Raw genomic sequence first — 20,710 nt, forward strand, 5'->3', positions numbered from 1 at the left:
TCCAAACAGAAGTTTTTCAAATAAGTTTATCCAATTCTTGAGTACTAATAAACAGGTTGACTACCTATTTGGCGCGTATTTTTTTCATTCCAAAAAGTATGATGGCGCCGGCAAGCACGAATAAAGTTATCGGAATAAAATACCGCTTCAAGCCAGGTGTATCTTTTAAATTCCGCTCTGAAACAGATTTAGTGGTAATCGCACTCTCCTTTTTTGAGATTGCCTTTTCCCGTTCTGTTACATACTTCTCAAAAAACTTTCTTCTATCTTGATCCTCAATATGAACTTTTCCATTTTTCAATTGAACCATTCCATTGGGCCCGCCAACTGGAAACAAAAACTTGTCTCCGGAATCCTCTAGGAACAGCAGGAAGGTCCCTCCTTGCTGCTGAAATTCCTTGACCCATCCAAAGTCATACATATCTATGCCAACCTTCAAAGGTGAGGTGATGTTCGGACCTTTATAGATCTTATGTACATCAAAGTCATACCCTTGAAAAATTTGGGGCTCCCCTATAACCCTCTCACTTGAAAAATCATATTTGCCAACAACAACACGTTCCGCCCTGCCTACAACTTCCTCAGGCTTGAGCATTACCCAGCTTGTTGCTTTAACTACAAATCCAAACCCAAAAACCAGAAGGAATAGAAGGAACACCGTCTTATATTGCCGCATCGCTAATTCCCACCTTTCATGTACAACCCTTCTATTCCATTTTATTACTTTTTTGTAATTCTGGAAAAGATTAATGTCACAAGAAATTAATTGCCAAGGAGAAATTTCCTCTTTAAAAAAAGGTATTATTATGATATATTATTTATGCTGTTTTTCTTAAAAACGCGGGTGTGGCGGAATCGGCAGACGCGCTAGATTCAGGTTCTAGTGGGGGCAACCCCGTGGAGGTTCAAGTCCTCTCATCCGCACTTTTAAAAAATCGCAGACTGCAACACAGCCAAGAGTTCACTCGGTACAGCATTGCGTTCGGGACATTGTGGGTCCTGTTTTATCGACCATAACAATTTTCTGCCTGCGGGTGTAGTTTAATGGCAGAACTCCAGCTTCCCAAGCTGACAGCGGGGGTTCGATTCCCCTCACCCGCTCCAACAACTTTATGGAGAAGTACCCAAGTGGTTCAAGGGGGCGCACTCGAAATGCGCTAGGGCGGGCGACCGTCGCGTGAGTTCGAATCTCATCTTCTCCTCTAGCCGGCGCCTGTATTCGCAGGCGCTTTTTATTTTTTCAAAACTAAAACAGGACTAGCCAAAATGGCAGTCCTGTTTTTCTTTTTGATTATTTTCCAAGGAACGAGTTCAGCATCCAAACATGCTTTTCAAGGCTTGCATGGATGGCCAGAAGCATGTCGCCGGTTGTTTCGTCACCTGTTTCCGACGCAAGATCCATCCCTTCCTTTAATTCACCGATCAACGTTGTAAAATCGTCCGCAATCGAACGAACCATTTCTTTTGCACTTTCCCCGCCCTCCGCTTCGTTGACGGATGACAGTTCAAGGCAATCCTTCATTGTTGCGACAGGTTTTTCTCCTAGCGCCAGCAGCCTCTCCGCCAGCTCATCGATATGGACAGCGGCTTCGTTATAAAGCTCCTCGAATTTTGCATGGAGCGTGAAAAACTCCGGTCCGGTCACGTACCAATGGTAATTGTGAAGCTTGATGAACAATACACTCCAGTTCGCTACCTGTTTATTTACGATGTTTGTTAACTCTTTACTCATAAGAATTCCTCCTGCCTTATATACATATTCTATCTTGCCCGCTTCTTCTTATCTCTTGATAAAATAAAAAGCGCGGACAAAGCCCATTTCAGTTTACCCTCCTTTCATAATTTCAATCATGTTGGAAAAAATCTCCCGTACTTGAAAAAATTATTTGACAAAACAAGCGGTATCTTTATATAATAAAGCTTGAAATTAGTTATCTCAAATTAAAAATACTTTACATTATCACAATTTTAGGAGGAAGAGAAAATGGCAAAAACAAAATGGGCAATTGACCCGGCGCACAGCAGCGTGGACTTTTCTGTAAGGCATATGATGATTGCAAATGTTAAGGGCACTTTCCAAGCATTTGATGCTTCTGTTGAAGCGGATCCAGCTGATTTGACAACTGCGGACATTTCTTTCTCGATTGATACGGCAAGCATTAATACCCGCAACGAAGACCGCGACAACCACCTTCGTTCCGCTGATTTCTTCGATGTGGAAAACAACCCGAAAATTACGTTCACAGCCACAAACGTTGTGAAAACCGATGAAGGCGAATATGATGTGACAGGCGACCTTACAATCCGTGGAGTGACACGCCCTGAAACGTTCGCAGTTGTTTTCGAGGGTTCCGGAAAAGATCCTTGGGGCAACGAAAAAGTCGGCTTCAGCGGTTCTGGAAGCATCAACCGAGCTGACTATGGCCTTACTTGGAATGCCGCACTTGAAACTGGCGGTGTCCTTGTAGGCGATAAAATCAAAATCACATTTGAAATCCAAGCATCAAGAGCATAATAATTCGAACGTACGGGCAATTGTCCGTGCGTTTTTTATTTTTTCCTGATGGGTCTTTATGAGGGTTTTCGTTCAACGGGGCTGGATTATTCTCTATATTTTGCTAAACTTTGGAGTATGGGTAGTAATAGAGATATAGAGCAAAATAAAGGGAGTCGGTTGGAGGATTGTCATGAGAAAACTGATTGGTTACGGAATTGGGGCGGCCGTGATTGTCTTGCTGACGGGATTTTTTGTTCTTCCGGACCAGGAGAAAACTTCATTCCTGTTAAAGACAGAGAAGGTTATATCTTATTTTAAAAATGATTACACCACGAGGGCAAATGCAGATGCCGCCAAGGCGGAACGGAATCTTAAAAAGAAGGAAATTCCCGAACAGCCAAAGCCTGTTGAAAAAATCAACCTGGATGTACCGCTGTTAAACCAAATGGCTGCACCAAGGCTGTACAATGGGTGTGAAGTTACCAGCCTTGCAATGGTCTTGAATTACGAGGGGATCGATGTTTCAAAAGGAGATTTGGCGAAGAAAGTAAAACGGGTTCCTTTGCGATATGAAAATGGGCAATATGGAAATCCTTATTCAGGGTTTGTCGGAAATATGGAAGTGGGGCCAGGCCTGGGCGTGTACCATGGCCCGATTTTTGAACTGGCCAGGGAGTACGCTGGTTCGCGGGCTGAGGACCTGACAGGGAAGCCGTTCGATGCAGTAATTGAAAAACTTGCCGCCGGCTCACCCGTCTGGGTCATTATCAACACGCTTTACGCGCCGCTTGGGGAAGCCAATTTTAAAACATGGGACACACCCGAAGGACAGGTAAAGATTACGTTTAAAATGCACAGTGTGGCGTTGACGGGTTTTGACGAGAATTATATTTATTTCAATGATCCGTACGGTACGAAGGACAGGAAGGCTGACAGGAACAATTTTATAAAGGCTTGGGAACAGATGGGAAGCCAGGCCGTCGTGATTAATGATTAAGATTAGAATACTTTAAAAATGGAAAGCAGCTGGCTGAATTGGCCTGCTGCTTTTTGCCATTCCACTGCAAAAATAGTCATATCCTACAATGCCTGGCCATATACCTTTTTATAGAGTTTGCAAAAGTTTGACTTTTCACTCCGCATTAAATTATAATTATTATAAAGTAATAATTAATATCATTTAATACCTTATGCACTATGCTTATAAGGTAAAGGAGGATGAATCATGGAAAACGAAAAAAAGCTGACGACGAGCTGGGGCGCGCCTGTCGGCGACAACCAAAACTCCATCACCGCCGGGCAGCGCGGCCCGACTCTCATCCAGGATGTCCATTTGCTTGAAAAATTGGCGCATTTTAACCGGGAGCGTATCCCTGAACGGGTCGTCCATGCAAAAGGCGCGGGTGCCCATGGCTATTTTGAAGTAACAAAAGATGTGAGCATTTTTACAAAAGCGAAGTTTCTTTCAGAAGTTGGCAAACGGACGCCAATGTTCATCCGATTCTCAACGGTTGCCGGCGAGCTCGGGTCATCCGACACTGTTCGCGATCCGCGCGGGTTCGCGGTAAAATTCTATACCGAGGATGGAAACTACGACCTCGTAGGAAACAATACTCCCGTGTTTTTCATCAGGGACGCGATTAAATTCCCTGACTTCATCCATACGCAGAAGCGGGACCCGAAAACACATCTTAAGAACCCGAATGCAGTGTGGGATTTCTGGTCACTCTCGCCTGAGTCTCTCCATCAAGTAACGATTCTGTTTTCCGACCGCGGCATTCCGGCGACTTTCCGCCATATGCACGGTTTTGGCAGCCATACGTTCAAATGGGTGAACGCAGCCGGGGAAGCCTTTTGGGTGAAATACCACTTTAAGACCGAACAGGGAATCGCAAACCTCGCGCCGGAAACAGCCGCTGAAATTGCGGGAACCAATCCTGATTACCATATTGAAGATTTGCATAATGCGATTGAAAATGGGGATTATCCGGCATGGAGGCTCTATGTGCAAATCATGCCGCTGGCTGATGCGGATACATACCGTTGGGATCCATTTGACGTAACAAAGGTTTGGTCCCAGAAGGATTATCCTCTTCAGGAAGTCGGCCGGATGGTTCTGAACAAAAACCCGGAAAACTATTTTGCGGAAGTTGAACAGGCAACTTTCTCCCCTGGGAACTTTGTCCCGGGAATCGAAGCATCGCCTGATAAAATGTTGCAAGGGCGCCTGTTCGCCTATTCGGACGCTCACCGCTACCGCGTCGGTACAAACCACAACCTGCTGCCAATCAACCGTCCGCGCTCCGAAGTGAACCATTATCAGCGCGATGGGCAAATGAGATTCGATAACAATGGCGGCGGGTCGGTCTATTATGAACCGAACAGCTTTAGCGGTCCAAAAGAAACGCCAGAGAATAAGATTGCTCCATATGAGGTTTCAGGCACCGCATCGAGCACATCCTACGACCATGATGACCATTATACACAGGCGGGCGACCTGTACCGGCTCATGAGCGAGGAAGAAAGAGCACGGCTTGTCGCGAACATTGTCGGGGCGATGAAGCCGGTTGAGCGCGATGACATCAAACTGCGCCAGATCGGGCATTTCCTGAAAGCAGACAGGGAGTATGGAACTCGTGTCGCCGAAGGTCTTGGACTGCCGCTTCCGGTAAACGCCTAAAGAAGAACAAAAAGGAAACGAGCCTAAAAAGCCCGTTTCCTTTTTTGATTAGCTTGTTACGCTGTTTCCTGTCAGCGTCACTTCGATTGTACGCTCTTTGCCATTACGGTAAATTTTCAGCTTCACTTTGTCTCCGGCTTTGGCACTGGAGTACATGTAGCGCCTTAAATCGGCTGAATTCTCAACCTTTTCCCCATTAATGGCTACAATAAGATCCTGCTTTTGGACGCCGGCTTTATCCGCGCCGGAACCAGGCTGGACGAATGTAACCATTGTCCCTGAATCGACCCCTTTAGGCAGGTCCTGCAAGAATGCCGGATGGATTTGATCATAATCAGCAAGACTTACGCCGAGATACGGCCGTTCGACTTTGCCGTTTTTAATCATTTCGTTAACGATTGGGACAACATTATTGCTTGGGATTGCGAATCCAAGGCCTTCCACGCCTCTATCTGAGATTTTCAAAGAATTAATGCCGACTAGCTGCCCCGCTGTGTTAATCAACGCGCCTCCCGAGTTTCCAGGATTTATAGCCGCGTCTGTCTGAATGACGTCAAGCTTCCATTCCCCAGCCGATGTGTTTACATCAATGCTGCGGTTAATTGCGCTGACAATTCCCCGAGTAACGGTGCGCGATAGGTCCTGTCCGAGAGGGTTCCCGATGGCAAACACTTCATCTCCCGGACGCAGGGTGGAAGAGTCCGCGAAATCAAGGGTTTGATCAACATACTTGGCATCGACTTTTATAACAGCGAGGTCTGTCAGGGCATCAGCGCCAACAACCTCAGCTGGGGCATTCTTGCCATCATAGAATGAAACTTCGAGTTTTTCAGCATTTTCGATTACGTGATTATTTGTCACGATATAAGCTTTGTTTCCATCCTTTTTAAAAATGACGCCCGAACCAGACCCACGCTCCACAATTCCCTGTGTATCACCGAATGGATTGTTTTGCTGCTGTAAATTGACAATGCCGACAATCGCCTTGGATGCTTTTTCAACCATATCGGCGACCGTTCCTTTTTCGGTACTGGAGACGGTTGACGCGGGAACGAGATTGGCAGTTGGGCTGCCGGAGCTTTCCTGTGTCGGAGCTTGTTTATCGATACTTGAACCAATATCTGTATAATTGACTGCGGCTAGGGTAAGGGCCGAACCGATGACCCCCGCGCTGATGGTAGAGAGGAAGCTTTTCATTTTTCCCGATTTGGCCGGCTTTTTCTCAGGCTCCGGCTGTGGCGGGAGTTGTGGATAGTTGTGGTAAAAATCATTCAATATGATTACCTCCTAATATAATCCTTTTCCGATCTATTACTATCTTATCCGGAAAATATGAACAAATTATTAACAAACTGAGGCGAGGCTTTTAAAAATAAGGAAATATACAGGAATTTAACTATTTGGAGGAGTTTTCTACTGGGGGGCTTCTTGATGTGGGACTGCTTTTCGAATAAGCGCCAAGCAGTGTCCGAATCCCATTATGATTCTGACAGCTTCTAGCCCACTTTATGTTAGCCCCAGCGAAGCCTACCTTCTTTAGGTTTCCCAGCGAGCATGATTAAAAGCCGCGGAACCCTACCCGCGGCTTACTTTTCTTTCTTATATGGAATCTTGATCGTAAATTTCGTTCCTTTCCCTTTTTCGCTGGCAACACTGATTTCGCCGTCGTGGAGCTGGACGAGCTGTTTTACGATTGACAGCCCGAGGCCGAACGCGCCGTACGGATTGCTTGTCCGGGAAAGATCGGCTTTGTAAAAGCGCCGCCAAATCTTTTCGACTTCATCCGGGTCGATGCCGATTCCGGTATCGGAAATTTCGATAACCGTTCTGCCATCTTTCATATAGCCGGCCAGATTTATCAAGCCACCCTCAGTAAATTGGATGCTGTTTTTCGTAATGTTGATCAGGATTTGCAAGAGCCGATCATAATCCGCCCAAATCATGGTCTCGTCACTTACGTGGACAACGATTTCATTCCCTCGTTCCTCAGCCTGCAGGTCAAGCTGTTCCTTGATGATTTCAAACACCTCGGACAGCTCAATATCTTCCTTTGAAAGGACGACCTGGTTGGAACGAATTTTTTCGTAATCGAGATTTTCGTTCACAAGCCGGATCAGGCGCTTCGACTCTTTGCTGACGAGGTCGATGCCCTTTTCCTTTTCGGCCTCGGGTATCATGTCATTCCGAAGGCCTTCGATAATGCCGCTGATCGTTGTAAGCGGCGTGCGCAATTCATGCGATACATCCGCCATAAACTGCCGCCGCCTGTTTTCAAGGCTTTCAATTTCCTCCATCGACTCGTTGATTTTATCGACCATCTGGTTGAAATCGGTCGACAGCTCGCCAATCTCGTCAAAATTGGATGAATGCACACGGACGGAATAATCTCCAGCCGCAACCGCGGATGCAGCCTTCTGGATGCGTTTGATTCGGATAACATGGATTCTTGAAAGGATCCAGCTCAGTAAAAAAGATACAGCGAGGGCAATCAGGACTGTATAGAGCAGGTACTCATTGATGACGCTGATCATCTCCCTCGGCCCTTTTACCGGGGAAATCAGCAGGACACCGCCAACGAATTCCCCGCCAACATTGTACGGTATCGTAACAATTGAAACGTTCTGATTATAGCGCTCCAAATCCGACTTAATGACAACCGGCTCGCCGGCCCGCAGCTTCATCCAGTCCGACCGCGTCAATTCAATGGCCGGGCCCCTCCATGCGATCGGGTTCAGCAGCGTGACCGTCGTTCCATCGACACGGAAAACACTGAATTGGATATCGCGGCCAAACAGGACCCTTGCATATTGGTTGATGACCGACTCCGCCTCCCTCGGGTTGCGGCTGCTCCACTCAAGGTCTGTTAAAATATTTTCCCCGTATTCGAGCAGTTCGTCGGTCTTGCTCTGATAAACAAGGTTCTCGACGTAATGGGTAAACAGCAGGCTCAGAACAAGGAACGCGACCACCAACACCCCGATATGGCTGAACAGCTGCTGGTAAAAATACTTAATCCTCATGGGCCTCCACCGTCTCATCAAACTTATAGCCTACCCCCCATACTGTATGGAAAAACGGCTGTGCGGCAGTCCCGACTTTTTTCCGCAGCCGTTTAATATGGACATCGACCGTCCGCTCATCCCCGTAAAACTGATAGCCCCAAACCCGTTCAAGCAGCTGTTCCCTCGTAAATACCTGCTTTGGGTTGGACGCGAGATAAGACAAGAGATCAAATTCCTTTGGCGTCAAGTTTGTAATCGCCGTCCCGTCAAGCAACACTTCCCTCGTGTCCTTGTTGATCCGGAAATGCATTGTCGAGATCATATGCCTCGGCTGATCCTCCGTGTCCCCGGCCCTCTGATATCTGCGTGCAACCGCCTTGATCCTCGCCATAAGGGCGAGCGGGCTGAACGGTTTCGTCACATAGTCGTCAGCACCCATTTCAAGCCCAAGAACCTGATCGGATTCGCTGTCCTTCGCGGTCAGCATGATAATCGGGATTTTGCTCTTTTCCTGGCGGATTTTCCGGCAAAGGGTTACACCATCCATGCCAGGAAGCATCCAGTCGACAATCAGCAAGTCCCATCCGCCCTCTTTATAGCGGTTGTAGCCATCGAGCCCATTGTGGATGAACTCCCCTTCAATGCCTTCTTTTAAAAAAAACATCCCAATCATTTCACAAACGCTTTCATTGTCTTCTATTACAAGTATCCTCATTCTCATTAACCTCCAAAAAGGGCCATTCCGTTAGTACAAAAGTAAATCTTCTTGGGCGCGGAATCAACTTGTTTGCGCAATTTTACATAAATCTTAATGGTTTGGAAACAGTTTGTTCACACTGTTGAGGTATTGCACCCTTGTTATTTTAAGCGGTTTTTCGATAAATGCCGTATCATTCCGAGAAGAGTTTCCGCAACAAGTATCGTATCATTCCTCGGAGGGAATTCCCCAAAGAGAATCACGAAATGCAAGTCGGACGTTCAAAAATCAAAAGCACCCAGGCATATGTATCCTGGATGCTTCTTATAATTACCACATATTCGCGTATAGCTTTTCCCCTTCTTTGTAAACACGGATGAAATCGTTCGTGTCCTCAAAAGTCGTGCCTGAATCCACGACACCCTTTATCGTTTCGTACGAGATTTTGTATCCCTTCGCCACTAGCAAATCGGCAAGGAGCTTCGCCTGGCCGGTTGTCGTTCCGATTGAGCCAGTGCTCATTGACAGGATCGCCGTTTTATCTTTGACGATGATTCCCACGTCGGAATTCGGCATGTAGTAAACCTTTCCTCCATGTTTTTTTGCCACAGATGCTTCCGGCTCGAAATTAGGCCCTTCCCCGAGTTCAAAGACGGTCCCATCCCCGGCGGTAAACGTTTTTGCTTCTTCCTCAGCCTTTTTTCTGGCCAGTTCTTCTCGCTCCACAGCCGCTGTATAGAAAGCCGTCGTCGCTTTTTCTAGTTCATCTGTCAATTCTTCCCGTGCGGCTTCATTCGTGAGGTCTTCAATCATTTTTTTCGCTTCTTCAGCTTTTTTTTCAAACACTTCCCTGCTAGTCTTTTCATCGACAGACATATCGATGACCGCCTGGACAGTCTGTTCGGCTGTCGCGAACATATTGATGATTCCCTCAAGCTTTTCGACTCTCAGGATGTATCTGTCGGCGAATAGAGTGGAATATGGCGCCTCAAGGCTTTTGAATTTGCTGCTTTCCTCAATTGTGTCTTCTTTCAGCTGCGGCAATCCAGCAAGCAGCTCGGGCGTTAACGGATTTTCCGCGGCCAGCTTTTCCGCCTCTTTGATCCGTCCAAATAAAGTCGTCGCGATTGCAGCGCCTTTATTGTATTCCTGTATTTCTTTAATTTTTGGTTCCACCGTTTCTTTCAAAACTTTTCCAAGCTTCTTTTTTGCGTTTTCCGAAGCGTGTTCAAGGTCAGCTTTTGCAATGGCTATCTTTGCTTCTACGGTTAAAATTTTGTCGCCATCAATTTCTTTAAACTCGCTGGTCTCTTCACCGGAGTTTATGTATTTTTTCAATTCCTTATATAAGTCGGCGGCGGAGGCTTTGGCCTCTTCTACCGAATCTTCAGCTCTTTTGTCTTTATTCGCTCCATATACCGCATAACCACCGGCTGTTATCGCCAAAGCAAACACTGCGATCATAACCAAAATTATCTTTCTGTTCAAAATTCCCCCTCCTTACTCTGTTATTGTTGCACAGAATCGGTTTGAATTCTAGATAAAAATTATCTATCTTGCCATTCATAGGGGCTTTTATTCGACAAAAATTGCTCCTTTTTTCACAAAAACGAGCCAATTCTCCCCAACAAGCAGACAAAAAAATTTTTCTTTTGCAGATTGATCCTGATGCAAAATTGGATGGCGGCGTAAAGAAAAAGCCTTCCGAAACAAATGGCCCGGGTGGCCAATTTTTCAAAAAACAGGCTCTAAAAAAAGAGGTTTATGGCTGGCTGGGAAAGGGAATTACCAGTGATTACCTAATTATTCCCTATACATATTTTGGTATAATGGTTGTAAGAAAATTTAAGAGAATAATGGAAGGGGAGCATAATCAATAGCTAAGTACATCCTCCTGGTTGCCGTCATCATTGTGGGAAGTATTGCCGGCTGGCTTTATTATCCCCAGTATCAGATTAGCCAATTGAAAAAACAGTCGCTGGAAGCATCCGGCCAGGAAAGCTCTCCGACATATATTGATTATTATTCGAAGTATCCGAAGAATTCGCTGTACCATCTTGCCCTTGGGGATTCGATTATCCGTGGGATTGGAGCGGACCAGGACCAAAATCTTGTCCGGCATTTTTCCGAAGAGCTTGGGAGGCTGACTGCTAAGGAAGTCGATTTCCAGAATGAAGGGGTCAGCGGGATGACGAGCGGCGAGTTGAAGCAGCTCGTTGATTCAAGCAAGTATGACGAGGAAATTAAGCGGGCCGATATTATTACGGTGAATATCGGTGGAAATGATGTCCTTCGGGCAGCGAAGAAGACGGATTTCCAGTCCGCCTTCAAGGCGTTCGATTCGATTCAAGAGTCTTTTTCGCAAAATTTGGCCGATATCGCAGCAAGGATTACGGAGATGAATCCAAAGGCGACGATTGTGTTCCTGGAATTGTATAATCCCCTTAATCCCGAAGCGGCGTATTATGGAATGGCCGACAAGCTTTTGCCAAAATGGAATTTGAACATTTACAGGACGGCCAAGGACATCCCGACTGCCATTGTCGTGGAAACGTCGAAGGTCATAAACGGGGATAATTTGCAGAACCTTGCCCCGGACGGCGTCCATCCGAATTCCCTTGGCTATAAGGCGATTGCTTCGCAAATCATTTTCCAATTGAAGACGAGTATGATAAAAGCCGCTGCTTAACGCGATTTGGAATTGATTTACATTGAATATTCAAGGCAATTATTGTATCATACTACTATCAAGCTGCGTTGTTCGTACTCATAATAAAGTTTTAACCTTTAAGCTGTTATAGGGAGTTTTTGAACGAAGCCGGAATGACATGCCTTCGCCTACACGGCAAGGGGGACAGGCAGGAACGCTTCTGGAGACACCCACTTTGAGGAGTGGTGGTTTAAAACTTTCTTATATTACCTACGGCAAATGCGGCTTTTCCCTTTTAATATTATGACCGGTTCCCGGATGGGGCCGGTTTTTTGGTGTCTCCTTTGAAGGCAGGCAAGCGAAAAAAGACCCGGCACTTTCAAACCGGGATTTCACTATAAAGAGTTGTTTTCTTAAATTTTTTGATTTGCGCTCCAGGCGCTTCAATCGTAATACTTCACTCCGATTCCATCCAGATGCAGCGGCATGTGGAGACTCCAACAAAATGCCAAAGTTCCTTCGTGACAGGCAAAGACTCACTGGCCCTGCAATGATTAATCTTAGAAGTTTTCCTCAGTGGTGAGTCCCGCTAACCGTGCATTGTTTTTAAAACCTGCCTGACCTTAAGATTGAATAAATGATCCAGAGGAACATGAGGAACGCGACGGCGAAGCCGATTTCAAGCGCGTGGATGCTTGTCAGGAATGTATCCGTCCCAAAGGTCGCTCCAATTATAAGCCCCAGGACGACGATGCTGAAGGCGAGTAGTGTCAGGCTGAAGGATACTTGGTTTGAGATCCGATCGATTTTGTTGAAAATGGAATCGATTTGTGAGAGGCTGATTTTCAGTTTCAGCTCGCCATCCGCAGTCTGTTCAAGGACTTCATCAACACGGCGGGGGAGCTTCGCAATGGTTTCCGACATTTCCTCCGCGTCTTTCAGGAGCCGTTTTCCTATATGAAATGGGTTGTAGCGCTCCATGACCAGTTCCTCTGCGTATGGCCTGGCCAGCTGGATCAGGTTCAGCTCAGGGTCGATTGCTGAAATGATTCCTTCGACAGTGATCAATGTTTTCCCTAGCATCGTCAACTCGGTCGGCACGATAATCCGGTGTTCCTGCGCGGTGGAAAGCAAATCCTTGACCGTCATTCCGAGGTCCATTTCCCCGAGTGGAACCCTGCTCACCGTCTTGCTGATCCGGTCGACATCATCGTAAAATTCCTTTTCATCCACATCCGATGGTACATCCGACAGCCGATAAAGCGCTTTGACGATCATGTCTGTGTCCTCTCGCATTAGGCCGATCATCATCGAAGCCGTTTCATAACGCATCCTGCCCGAAAGCCTGCCAACCTGGCCAAAGTCAATGAATGCAAGCTGCCCGGTCCTTTCCGTATAGAGCATATTCCCCGGATGCGGATCGCCATGGAAAAAACCTTCTCGTAAAATTTGTGTGACAAATGACTGGACAAGCAGATCAGCTAGCTCTCGCCGTTTTTTCTTGTCCGCCACATTCACATTTACGTCGGTTATCTTGATACCATCGATTTTTTCCATTGTTAAAATATTTGAAGTCGTGTAATCCCAGAAGATTTCCGGGACTTTGATCTTTTCGTTTTTTTCAAACTGAAGTGCGATCGTTTCGGTATTGCGGGCTTCTTCTATATAATCTAGTTCTTTTCTGATTGAATTGCTAAGTTCTTCGGTGATTTCCGATACGTTGTATTGCTCGGCCCAATCATAATGCTGTTCTAGCAGCTTTGACAAATCACGGAGGATTTCTAAGTCGGTATGGACCGTTTTCTGTATGCCGGGCCGCTGTACTTTCACCATGACTTTTTCGCCTGTCCACAATACAGCTTCATGGACCTGGCCAATGGATGCGGCCGCCACGTAGTCTTCATTAAAGGAATGGAAGATTTCTTCTGGAGGCTTGCCCAGTTCGCTTGTAAGCTTTTCCATTATTCGTTCGATCGGAACGGGCGGAACATCGTCCTGAAGCGTCTCCAGTTCCCTAATGACATCGTCAGGCAATAGGTCGCTCCTGATACTTAGGAGCTGGCCGAGCTTAATGAATGTGGGGCCGAGCTCTTCCAGCAGGCCCTTGATTCGGACGCCCATCTCCTGGGAGTTTTCCTTTTTAAAATCGGCCTTAATCCGATCCTTAAATGAAAGGAGCTGGCTAAGGCCGACCTCTTCTATCAAATATCCGAATCCGTATTTCCCTAGAAGGGAAAGGATTTCTTTGTATCTGTTTAATCGCCGCAGCTTATCTGTCAACATTCCATCACCAACTGTCAGTCATGAACGCGGTCTGTATCGGGAGAGATTTTTTTGCTGGCAGTATCGGCCAGGTTTCCGGTGAAACCCGTTTGTTCATCAGCGCCAGTCAATTGCATATCTTCCGGTACACCTTGAATACCCGCCCCCGGGAGAGTTTCGCCGAACCCCGAACCGGCAGAGCTCAGCCCGCTTCCGTTATCCGCATAGCCGGAAGATTTTTCGGACTGCTGGCTATCCTTCGTTCGGAGTGAGGCAAGCTCTTTTTGCAAAAGGACGATTTGGGCCTGAAGCGTCTCGAATTCGTCCTTTGTTACAAATCCTAACTCTTTCAGCTGGCTTGTGATTGAGTTCCGGATATCCTGGTTCCAGCTCTCGCTTTTTTGCGCGCCTTTCCTGACAAGGTCATTGAACAGTGATTCCGCTTCGTTTTTGCTCATCGTGCCCTGTTCGGCCATTTTCATAATCGTTTCTTCAAGTTTTTCCTTGCCTGCGATTGCCGCTCCAAGGCCAAGCAAAATTCCTCTGCTGAATAAATCGCTCATATCTCGTTTCAGCCTCCTCTTCACTATGTCATTTCCTAATACCCTAAAAGGACAAATTTTACCCATGCAATGGAAGAAAAATCTTTTTCATGGCAGGTACAAGAGTTTGACTTCGGTTCCTTGGCCAGGCAACTTGAATATTTTGCTGGAGTCCGATACCTTGGCAGCAATTTTCAAATAAGCTTTCCAGATAGGAATTGCCTATTCCAAGTTATTGGCGTTTTAACCCGACAAGAAGGTTTGAATAGAGGAGCAGCATTTTTTTCAAAAAACGGCTTTGCTCTTTTTAAAAAGAAGTTTATTATTTCAGAATAGTAGTTTCTATTCCCATTTTAAAGTGTTAAAATAGCTAATACGTTTGTCGAATAGATAACTATTATTCTCTGTAAAAGGGGGGAATGAAAAGTGCTGACGTTCATTTTGGTTGTCCTCATGTTGTTCCTGGTTCCGGGCCCTGCGGTTTTTATAACAATATCGCAGACAGTTAAAGGGGGAATAAAGACCGGGATTGTTACCGGATTGGGGCTTGCCGCCGGGGACCTGATTCATACGGTCGCTGCCGTTGCGGGGTTGTCGGCAATCTTGATGACTTCCTCACTTGCGTTTGAGGTCGTTAAATACATGGGTTCGGCGTATTTGATTTATTTAGGCATCATGGCTTTTTTGGAAAGGTCAAAAAAGGAACCGAAGCCGGCAAAAAAGCCCTTGCTTCCAACTGGAATCCCGTCGTTCCGCCAGGCGCTGCTGATTGAACTGCTGAATCCGAAAACATCTTTGTTCTTCCTTGCGTTTTTGCCGCAATTTGTGCGGTCTGACGGCCCGCCGGTTACAATCCAGCTTCTGATACTTGGCCTGACCTTTGTTGTAATGGGGATTCTGTACACAACCTCCCTCGTGTTCCTGACGAGCTCCATTGGCAGCAAATTCTTCGCCAAACCTGGACCGGCATCAAAGTGGATGGGGAAAGCTGTAGGGCTTGTCTATATTGGCCTGGGGCTTAAGCTGGCGCTCCAGACGCAGGATTAGGCGCGGGATATATTTTTATGTAAAAAGATTCTCTTCTTATCAATGGATTTTGTTTTATCGTTCAATGCAATGTTTAAGCCGCCAGCTTATGCCGACGGCTTCTTTTCAACCTTTTACTTTTAAATAAATGACAGGGGTATTGGACTTTACTTTGGGCTTACGGAAGGCGATCCAGTAAGCCATCGCAATAAACACGGCGCCGCCCACGGCATTTCCCAAAAATACCGGGATAAAATTGGCAACGTATTGCCCCCATGTAAAATGCCCCTCGAAGATCGCTGCCGGAATGACAAACATGTTGGCAACGACATGCTGGAATCCGATGGCTACAAACGTCATTGTCGGGAACCAAATGCCGGCAATTTTTCCGATAATGTCCTTCGCGCCGTAGGAGAGCCAGACAGCCGCCGCGACTAGCCAGTTGCAGCCAATCCCCGAGACAAACGCTTCAAGGAACGTCGCCTCAAGCTTGTGCCCCGCAATACTGACTGTTTTTTCGAGGAATATTCCAGATGAAGTGAGTCCGGCTATATGCCCGAAAGCGTAGGCGACAAACAGGGCGCCGATAAAGTTTTATAGTGTGATAATCACCCAATTTTGCATGATAGCGCGGACGGAAATCTTACGCGCGAACGCCGCAAGCGGGACAGCCATCATATTTCCTGTCAGCAGCTCACCGCCGGCAATAAGCGTGAGAATCAAGCCGATTGGAAAAACGGCTGCTCCGAGGAACGTGCCGATTCCGGCTATATCGCCGGTAAGCGGTGCTGTGATCCGGATTGACAACAAATAGCCGAGCGCGATGAACGCCCCGGCCTGGAAACCAAGAATCATTGAGGTTTTAAAGGAATAGCCTGTTTTTTTGACGCCGTTTTGAACAGTGATGTCCATGATTTCTTCAGGCTTGGAATAGGAGGAAGACATATGACCGCGACCCTTCAAGTATTAATTGTGATTGGTTTCACAATTCTTCTTCCTCCATTTTACACTATTATTCACATCAGGCCTGTGAACATTTTTCAAAAAAAGCTTAGTTAAATGTGGCTGTTGGTTTTCAATCCAAGAGGAAAGCTTCCGAGACTAATCATCACAGGGAAGGCTGCCTTTTGCCTTTCCCGGGGTACATGTCCTCGTGGTGTTAAACGTCCACCCTGTCATTTAACATAAAAAATGCCAGCCTGATTCCTTCACCCTTCATTCCTTTCAAGGAGACCATATTTCCGCTTGAACCGGCTCAGGCTTTTCAGCCACACATCGGCAAACAGCAACAGGAAAAATACATTCGAGCATGCATGCAAGAAATCAAAAAGCGCGCTTGCGGCAAAATACGTTGCGATTGAAGCTGGGCTAACTTCGCCTCCGGATTGGGCAAACGCCAGCAATCCCCAAATATTCATAATCCACCCGAACAAAAAGCCCCATGCGAATCCGAAAGCTATTCTGCCCCATCGGTTATCCATCAAGTGGGTTTTCCGAAATAAGCCTGCCGTCAGCCCAACAAGTCCCCATGCGGCCATCTGCCACGGCGTCCACGGCCCCTGGCCAAGGATCATGTTCGAGGCAAGAGCGGCCACCGCCCCAACCAAAAAGCCGCTTTCGGCACCGAATACAAGGCCGGTCATGATAATCACAAACGTAGTTGGCTGGACCCCCGGTATGCTTGCGAACGGAATCCTTCCGACTGCCGCGATTGCAGCGAGTACCGCAAGGAGGACCAATTCCCTCGCTTCAATTTTCCTCCGTTCAAACCGGACGAGGAGGTAAATGAACGCCAAAGCGGCAAAGCCGACACTTGCCCACATAAACGCCTCCGCCTTTGCCGCGGCATAGAAAAGGAGGGCCAGCATGATTGCCGGGACCATGGCTATAACTGCTTTTTTCCATCGAACCATGCCCTGCCTCCCCTCCCAATGTGCCATGTTCATCTCTCTGCCTTTTTCCCAGGCTTATCCAAGCTCCTGAACAGGCGCCTGGCCATTGTCGTGTAAAAGAAATTTCCTTTAAAAAAGCTTTCAGGCAAATCTTCCGAAGTTATATTCCCCTGAAACAGCATGCCACACCGGGTTGCGTATTTTGCGGCGAATTCGATATCATGCGTCGCCATAAGAATTGCCGAACCGCTTTCCCTTACTCTTTGCAAAATTGAACCGAGGTTCTTTTTCGAAATCGGGTCGAGTCCTTTTGTCGGTTCATCCAACAGGAAAACATCCGGTTTCCTGAGAAACAGGCAAAGAAAGGCGGCCTTTTGGAGCTCTCCGCCACTCAGGTCATACGGATGGCGGTTAAGAAGGCTTTCTAGACCGAATTCATGTACGAGCCGGTCCGCTTCCGCACGGTCCACACCCCATTTTAGGCAAGCTGCGTCAATTTCGCCCGCTACACTGTCATGAAGGAAAAACAGCCGGGGGTTTTGCGGCAAATAGGCAATCTTTCCTGCAAGATCCTGTGGATTCAACTTTTTGAACGGCCTGTCTTTAAAAGAGATCTTCCCTTCAAAGGGCATTAGTACATTGGACAGCAATTTAAGCAAGGTTGACTTCCCGGAGCCATTACCACCTAATAGTGCATAAAGCTCACCTCTTTTAAGCTCAAGCTTGAAATCTTCAATTACAGGGCCATTTTTCTTTTCATAACGGAAGCCAAGGTTTTTCGCGGATAGAAGAACCTCCCCTATTTGAAGGGGTTTCCCCTCTTCAAGGCCTGTTTCTACAGCCCGCGGCCCAAGCAAGTCAAGCCTGCTCCGCCCTTCCTTTATGGAAAGGGGCAGCATGTCCAGCGGGGTTTCTTTTTCCTCCCGCAAAAACAACGCGGGAATGCTGGGGATAAAGGCTTCGGAATTCGTACCCCATAGCCTACGCATGATGAGCCGCGGCGGCCCGTCCTGGACAACCCGGCCCCCTTCAAGCATCACAACCCTGTCGGCAAGCGCAATCGCGTCATCCAGGCGGTGCTCGGCAAGGATGATGGTCATCCCGAATTCCTCGTTCAGCCGTTTCAGCATGTCAAACAATTCACGCGTGCTAACCGGATCAAGCTGGGAAGCAGGCTCGTCAAGTAGCAGGATATCCGGCTGCATCAACAAGACGGAAGCAAGGTTCATTTGCTGCTTCCGTCCCCCTGACAGCTCATGCATTTTTTTATGTAAAATCGTTTCTGCCCCAAAAAAGCTGACGATTTCGGCAACCCGGCTCCGCATTTCATTGGTCGGGAGGCCGCGGTTTTCTAGTCCGAAAACCATCTCATGGAGCGGGTCGTCTGCGACAATCTGGTTTTCCGGGTCCTGAAAGACGAAACCTGTTTCGGCCGGACCAGACCCCCCTGTAGTTATCGTCCCATCAAGTTTTCCATGAGGGCGAATTTCTTCTTTTAAAAGCCTAAGCAGCGTGCTTTTACCGGAACCGGACGGGCCGAACAGGACGACGAACTCCCCCATGCCGATTGAAAGGCTAGCCGAGGAAAGCGCGGGTCCGGGGGCTTCCGGGTACGTAAATGTAACGTTGTTCAGTTCGATGTATACCAACGGAAAGCCCCTTTCAGTTCAATAATTGCCGGAAAGCCAACAAAACAAATCATGGCTATCAGCAAGCCTGTTTCCGCGCCCGGCAGGCCCACGCCCTCCATGATTGGATAAACGGCAAGCGTTCCCCACCCTTTTATTCGTCCATAAACAGCAAAAACAAAAGCGGGGACAAGTAAACAGAACGCCAGCCAATCCAGTTCCCTGAAGCGGAAGTGGTGGTAGGCTGACCTTCGCCCGGTCCCATATGCACGTGCCTTCATTGAGTCCGCGGTCTGGATTGCCTCCTCAAGTGAAAAGACAAGCAGTGTCTGAATGTAAAGCATGCCGTTTTTGGCGCGCTCCCTTATCGTTCCCGACGTAACCGTTATTCCCTTGCTTGCCTGGACGGCGGCTATTTCCCCGAGCCTAATCCTCATCAGCGGGATGAAGCGGAGTGTTAGCATAAGAAGGACCGCGAATTGCGGCATGATTTTTGAAAAAAGGAACAGCAGCTTGTTCGGAGTCATAATCTCATTGTAGGAAACGAACAAGGCGATAATACCCATGACCGATAGCGCCGCCATTCCGCCGAGCAAAACCGCCTCCAGCGTGACTCGGTGGCTAGCCCATTCAAAAAGGACATGGCGTCCCCTTTCATTGAAAAGGGGATTTACAACGAATAAGAGAGCCCCGCTTATCAGCATAAAAAAAAGCCATCGCCGCAGGCTTCTGCAGCGATCTTGGACAAAATTCACAAACACGATGATAGAAAAGCCCGCGAAAAGAAATACGGGATGCTGAAAAATAAGCAGAATTGCCAGTGCTCCGGCATAGTAGCTAAACGCGGTTAAAGGATGGAGCCTGTTCATTCTTTTTTCAGGAAGTCTTCGGTGTAGACCCACTCAATCCTGTCGCCATTTGAAACTTTCACAATGCCGGCGCCTTTTTCAAGGTTCTTGCCATTCTTTTTGGAAACCCAGCCGCTCCTCGAGCCATAATCACGTTCATAGTAATTGGCGATCCCCGCAACATACGCTGTCGGGCCGCTTCCTGTGTAATCGACGTCTATCCCCTTTTTCCCAGCGGCCCTTAAGAGTACATCAAGCACGGTATCCCCATCCTTAATGTCAACTGTTGTTACTCCAAGAATCATACCAGCGTCATCTGGGCCTTTAATCGAAATGGACGCCGAAGCGGCGGGCTCAGCTTTTTGGACTGGCTTTGATGGCTGGCTACCGCCATTTGTTCCAGAAGATCCCGTTCCGCCGGTGGAAGCTGTACTTCCTGACGATGGCGTACTTCCCGGGGAAGCCGTACTGCCTGAGGAGGCTGTGCTGCTTGAAGAACCGGAACCGCCTTTGGAGGAGGTCGTCCCGGAAGAAGCTGAATTACCTGAGCCAGCCTTTCCTGAGGTAGTTGTGGAGTTTCCACTCCCGGCTGTATTGCTGGATGATCCATTGCCCTCTGATGCTTTACCGGAGCTTCCCGGATCCGAAGATGCCGCGGAAGTGCTGCCTTTGGAAACATTAGCTTCATTTCCGTCCTTTCCGGCTGCGACAGTTGCAGCATCTGCGGGCTGGGCGGCGGACGAGGTTTCATCCGCCTTTTCCCCTGCCTTCTCCTCAGTCGTTAAAACCGTTTCAGGTTGGCCGTTCTTTTGTTTCGATTCCGAAGGCTCAGGGTTTGTACCGCATCCTCCTAGCACAAGGGCGGCTAGCAATGAAAAAGCAAGCAGCCGCCTTATGATGAATTTACGTCTCATTGCCATTCCTCCTGTCCTCTATTTAATCTTGCCACGTGGCCGGCAGCCATTTTAAGGCTGCCCGGTGTTTTG

At 47.5% G+C, this 20,710-nt stretch carries 18 protein-coding genes, 3 tRNA genes, 1 other RNA gene and 1 pseudogene; 10 read left to right on the forward strand and 13 right to left on the reverse strand.

Translation table 11 applies throughout. From position 1 onward, the window contains the following. Positions 1-64: 64 nt before the first annotated feature. Positions 65-676: a hypothetical protein gene (locus V1499_RS16990; protein WP_409271026.1), complete on the reverse strand. Its 612-nt coding sequence runs from the start codon at positions 674-676 to the stop codon at positions 65-67. Positions 677-840: 164 nt separating this feature from the next. On the opposite strand from V1499_RS16990, the gene V1499_RS16995 reads away from it, so the two are divergent. The 3 genes from V1499_RS16995 (at position 841) to V1499_RS17005 (ending at position 1,202) form a co-directional block, all read left to right on the forward strand. Then, positions 841-924 (forward strand) — tRNA-Leu (locus tag V1499_RS16995). A 106-nt stretch (positions 925-1,030) separates the two neighbouring features. Continuing rightward, positions 1,031-1,104 (forward strand) — tRNA-Gly (locus V1499_RS17000). Between the two features lie 10 nt (positions 1,105-1,114). After that, positions 1,115-1,202: transfer RNA gene (locus V1499_RS17005), tRNA-Ser, on the forward strand. An 89-nt stretch (positions 1,203-1,291) separates the two neighbouring features. On the opposite strand, the gene V1499_RS17010 is transcribed toward V1499_RS17005, so the two are convergent. Next, the gene (locus tag V1499_RS17010; RefSeq protein ID WP_409271027.1) at positions 1,292-1,732 is read right to left on the reverse strand and encodes a Dps family protein; all 441 of its coding nucleotides are present in this window, start codon (positions 1,730-1,732) and stop codon (positions 1,292-1,294) included. 252 nt (positions 1,733-1,984) lie between these two features. Here V1499_RS17010 and V1499_RS17015 point away from each other — a divergent pair, with 252 nt between their 5' ends. The 3 genes from V1499_RS17015 (at position 1,985) to katA (ending at position 5,177) form a co-directional block, all read left to right on the forward strand. Then, complete coding sequence (locus tag V1499_RS17015; protein WP_409271028.1) at positions 1,985-2,515, forward strand: YceI family protein; 531 nt, start codon at positions 1,985-1,987, stop codon at positions 2,513-2,515. Positions 2,516-2,687: 172 nt separating this feature from the next. Next, positions 2,688-3,494, forward strand: a complete 807-nt coding sequence (locus tag V1499_RS17020; RefSeq protein ID WP_409271029.1) for a C39 family peptidase — start codon at positions 2,688-2,690, stop codon at positions 3,492-3,494. A 228-nt stretch (positions 3,495-3,722) separates the two neighbouring features. Then, entirely contained in the window at positions 3,723-5,177 is a 1,455-nt protein-coding gene (katA, locus tag V1499_RS17025) for a catalase KatA (RefSeq protein WP_409271030.1), read from the forward strand. A 48-nt stretch (positions 5,178-5,225) separates the two neighbouring features. Here the strand turns inward: katA and V1499_RS17030 are convergent, their stop codons facing one another. From V1499_RS17030 to V1499_RS17045, 4 genes are all read right to left on the reverse strand, one after another. Continuing rightward, positions 5,226-6,452 (reverse strand): S1C family serine protease, encoded by a 1,227-nt coding sequence (locus tag V1499_RS17030; protein ID WP_409271031.1) that lies wholly within the window; start codon positions 6,450-6,452, stop codon positions 5,226-5,228. A 311-nt stretch (positions 6,453-6,763) separates the two neighbouring features. After that, positions 6,764-8,197, reverse strand: coding sequence for a sensor histidine kinase (locus V1499_RS17035; protein WP_409271032.1), 1,434 nt, complete (start codon positions 8,195-8,197; stop codon positions 6,764-6,766). Then, positions 8,187-8,894 carry a winged helix-turn-helix domain-containing protein gene (locus V1499_RS17040; RefSeq protein ID WP_409271033.1) on the reverse strand — a complete coding sequence of 236 codons (708 nt, stop codon included), beginning with the start codon at positions 8,892-8,894 and terminating at the stop codon, positions 8,187-8,189. Before V1499_RS17040 ends, V1499_RS17035 begins: the two co-directional genes overlap by 11 nt. 312 nt (positions 8,895-9,206) lie before the next feature. Then, positions 9,207-10,364 (reverse strand): hypothetical protein, encoded by a 1,158-nt coding sequence (locus tag V1499_RS17045; protein WP_409271034.1) that lies wholly within the window; start codon positions 10,362-10,364, stop codon positions 9,207-9,209. A 68-nt stretch (positions 10,365-10,432) separates the two neighbouring features. On the opposite strand from V1499_RS17045, the gene V1499_RS17050 reads away from it, so the two are divergent. From V1499_RS17050 to ssrS, 3 genes are all read left to right on the forward strand, one after another. After that, on the forward strand, positions 10,433-10,756 hold the full coding sequence (locus V1499_RS17050) for a hypothetical protein (RefSeq protein ID WP_409271035.1): 324 nt from the start codon (positions 10,433-10,435) through the stop codon (positions 10,754-10,756). A gap of 32 nt (positions 10,757-10,788) precedes the next feature. Next, entirely contained in the window at positions 10,789-11,565 is a 777-nt protein-coding gene (locus V1499_RS17055; protein ID WP_409271036.1) for a GDSL-type esterase/lipase family protein, read from the forward strand. Positions 11,566-11,622: 57 nt separating this feature from the next. After that, positions 11,623-11,818, forward strand: a non-coding RNA gene (gene ssrS, locus V1499_RS17060) — 6S RNA. A gap of 314 nt (positions 11,819-12,132) precedes the next feature. Here ssrS and V1499_RS17065 read toward each other — a convergent pair. Together V1499_RS17065 and V1499_RS17070 are read right to left on the reverse strand one after the other, a co-directional pair. Continuing rightward, positions 12,133-13,809 (reverse strand): ABC1 kinase family protein, encoded by a 1,677-nt coding sequence (locus V1499_RS17065; RefSeq protein WP_409271037.1) that lies wholly within the window; start codon positions 13,807-13,809, stop codon positions 12,133-12,135. Positions 13,810-13,823: 14 nt separating this feature from the next. After that, a complete protein-coding gene (locus V1499_RS17070; RefSeq protein WP_409271038.1) occupies positions 13,824-14,351 on the reverse strand; it encodes a phasin family protein in 528 nt (175 codons plus the stop codon). A gap of 405 nt (positions 14,352-14,756) precedes the next feature. Between V1499_RS17070 and V1499_RS17075 the strand changes: the two genes are divergently transcribed. Further along, a complete protein-coding gene (locus V1499_RS17075; RefSeq protein WP_409271039.1) occupies positions 14,757-15,377 on the forward strand; it encodes a LysE family translocator in 621 nt (206 codons plus the stop codon). A 105-nt stretch (positions 15,378-15,482) separates the two neighbouring features. Here V1499_RS17075 and V1499_RS17080 read toward each other — a convergent pair. From V1499_RS17080 to V1499_RS17100, 5 genes and pseudogenes are all read right to left on the reverse strand, one after another. Next, positions 15,483-16,301, reverse strand: a pseudogene (locus tag V1499_RS17080) (formate/nitrite transporter family protein). A gap of 263 nt (positions 16,302-16,564) precedes the next feature. Continuing rightward, positions 16,565-17,269: an ECF transporter S component gene (locus V1499_RS17085; protein WP_409271040.1), complete on the reverse strand. Its 705-nt coding sequence runs from the start codon at positions 17,267-17,269 to the stop codon at positions 16,565-16,567. Positions 17,270-17,298: 29 nt separating this feature from the next. Further along, positions 17,299-18,897 (reverse strand): ABC transporter ATP-binding protein, encoded by a 1,599-nt coding sequence (locus tag V1499_RS17090; protein WP_409271041.1) that lies wholly within the window; start codon positions 18,895-18,897, stop codon positions 17,299-17,301. Then, positions 18,879-19,778, reverse strand: a complete 900-nt coding sequence (locus tag V1499_RS17095; RefSeq protein WP_409271042.1) for an energy-coupling factor transporter transmembrane component T — start codon at positions 19,776-19,778, stop codon at positions 18,879-18,881. Before V1499_RS17095 ends, V1499_RS17090 begins: the two co-directional genes overlap by 19 nt. Further along, the gene (locus tag V1499_RS17100) at positions 19,742-20,638 is read right to left on the reverse strand and encodes a DUF4430 domain-containing protein (protein ID WP_409271043.1); all 897 of its coding nucleotides are present in this window, start codon (positions 20,636-20,638) and stop codon (positions 19,742-19,744) included. The genes V1499_RS17095 and V1499_RS17100 overlap by 37 nt, the downstream gene beginning before the upstream one ends. Between the last annotated feature and the right edge of the window lie 72 nt (positions 20,639-20,710).

The sequence above is a fragment of the Neobacillus oceani genome (assembly GCF_046237595.1).
Classification (GTDB): domain Bacteria; phylum Bacillota; class Bacilli; order Bacillales; family Cytobacillaceae; genus Bacillus_D; species Bacillus_D oceani.

What these genes read in the sequence shown, in the direction of transcription:
- V1499_RS16990 (WP_409271026.1), bottom strand. Translation starts at nt 676, where the DNA reads ATGCGGCAATATAAGACGGTGTTCCTTCTATTCCTTCTGGTTTTTGGG.
- V1499_RS17010 (WP_409271027.1), bottom strand. Translation starts at nt 1,732, where the DNA reads ATGAGTAAAGAGTTAACAAACATCGTAAATAAACAGGTAGCGAACTGG.
- V1499_RS17015 (WP_409271028.1), top strand. Translation starts at nt 1,985, where the DNA reads ATGGCAAAAACAAAATGGGCAATTGACCCGGCGCACAGCAGCGTGGAC.
- V1499_RS17020 (WP_409271029.1), top strand. Translation starts at nt 2,688, where the DNA reads ATGAGAAAACTGATTGGTTACGGAATTGGGGCGGCCGTGATTGTCTTG.
- katA (WP_409271030.1), top strand. Translation starts at nt 3,723, where the DNA reads ATGGAAAACGAAAAAAAGCTGACGACGAGCTGGGGCGCGCCTGTCGGC.
- V1499_RS17035 (WP_409271032.1), bottom strand. Translation starts at nt 8,197, where the DNA reads ATGAGGATTAAGTATTTTTACCAGCAGCTGTTCAGCCATATCGGGGTG.
- V1499_RS17040 (WP_409271033.1), bottom strand. Translation starts at nt 8,894, where the DNA reads ATGAGGATACTTGTAATAGAAGACAATGAAAGCGTTTGTGAAATGATT.
- V1499_RS17065 (WP_409271037.1), bottom strand. Translation starts at nt 13,809, where the DNA reads ATGTTGACAGATAAGCTGCGGCGATTAAACAGATACAAAGAAATCCTT.
- V1499_RS17070 (WP_409271038.1), bottom strand. Translation starts at nt 14,351, where the DNA reads ATGAGCGATTTATTCAGCAGAGGAATTTTGCTTGGCCTTGGAGCGGCA.
- V1499_RS17085 (WP_409271040.1), bottom strand. Translation starts at nt 17,269, where the DNA reads ATGGTTCGATGGAAAAAAGCAGTTATAGCCATGGTCCCGGCAATCATG.
- V1499_RS17100 (WP_409271043.1), bottom strand. Translation starts at nt 20,638, where the DNA reads ATGAGACGTAAATTCATCATAAGGCGGCTGCTTGCTTTTTCATTGCTA.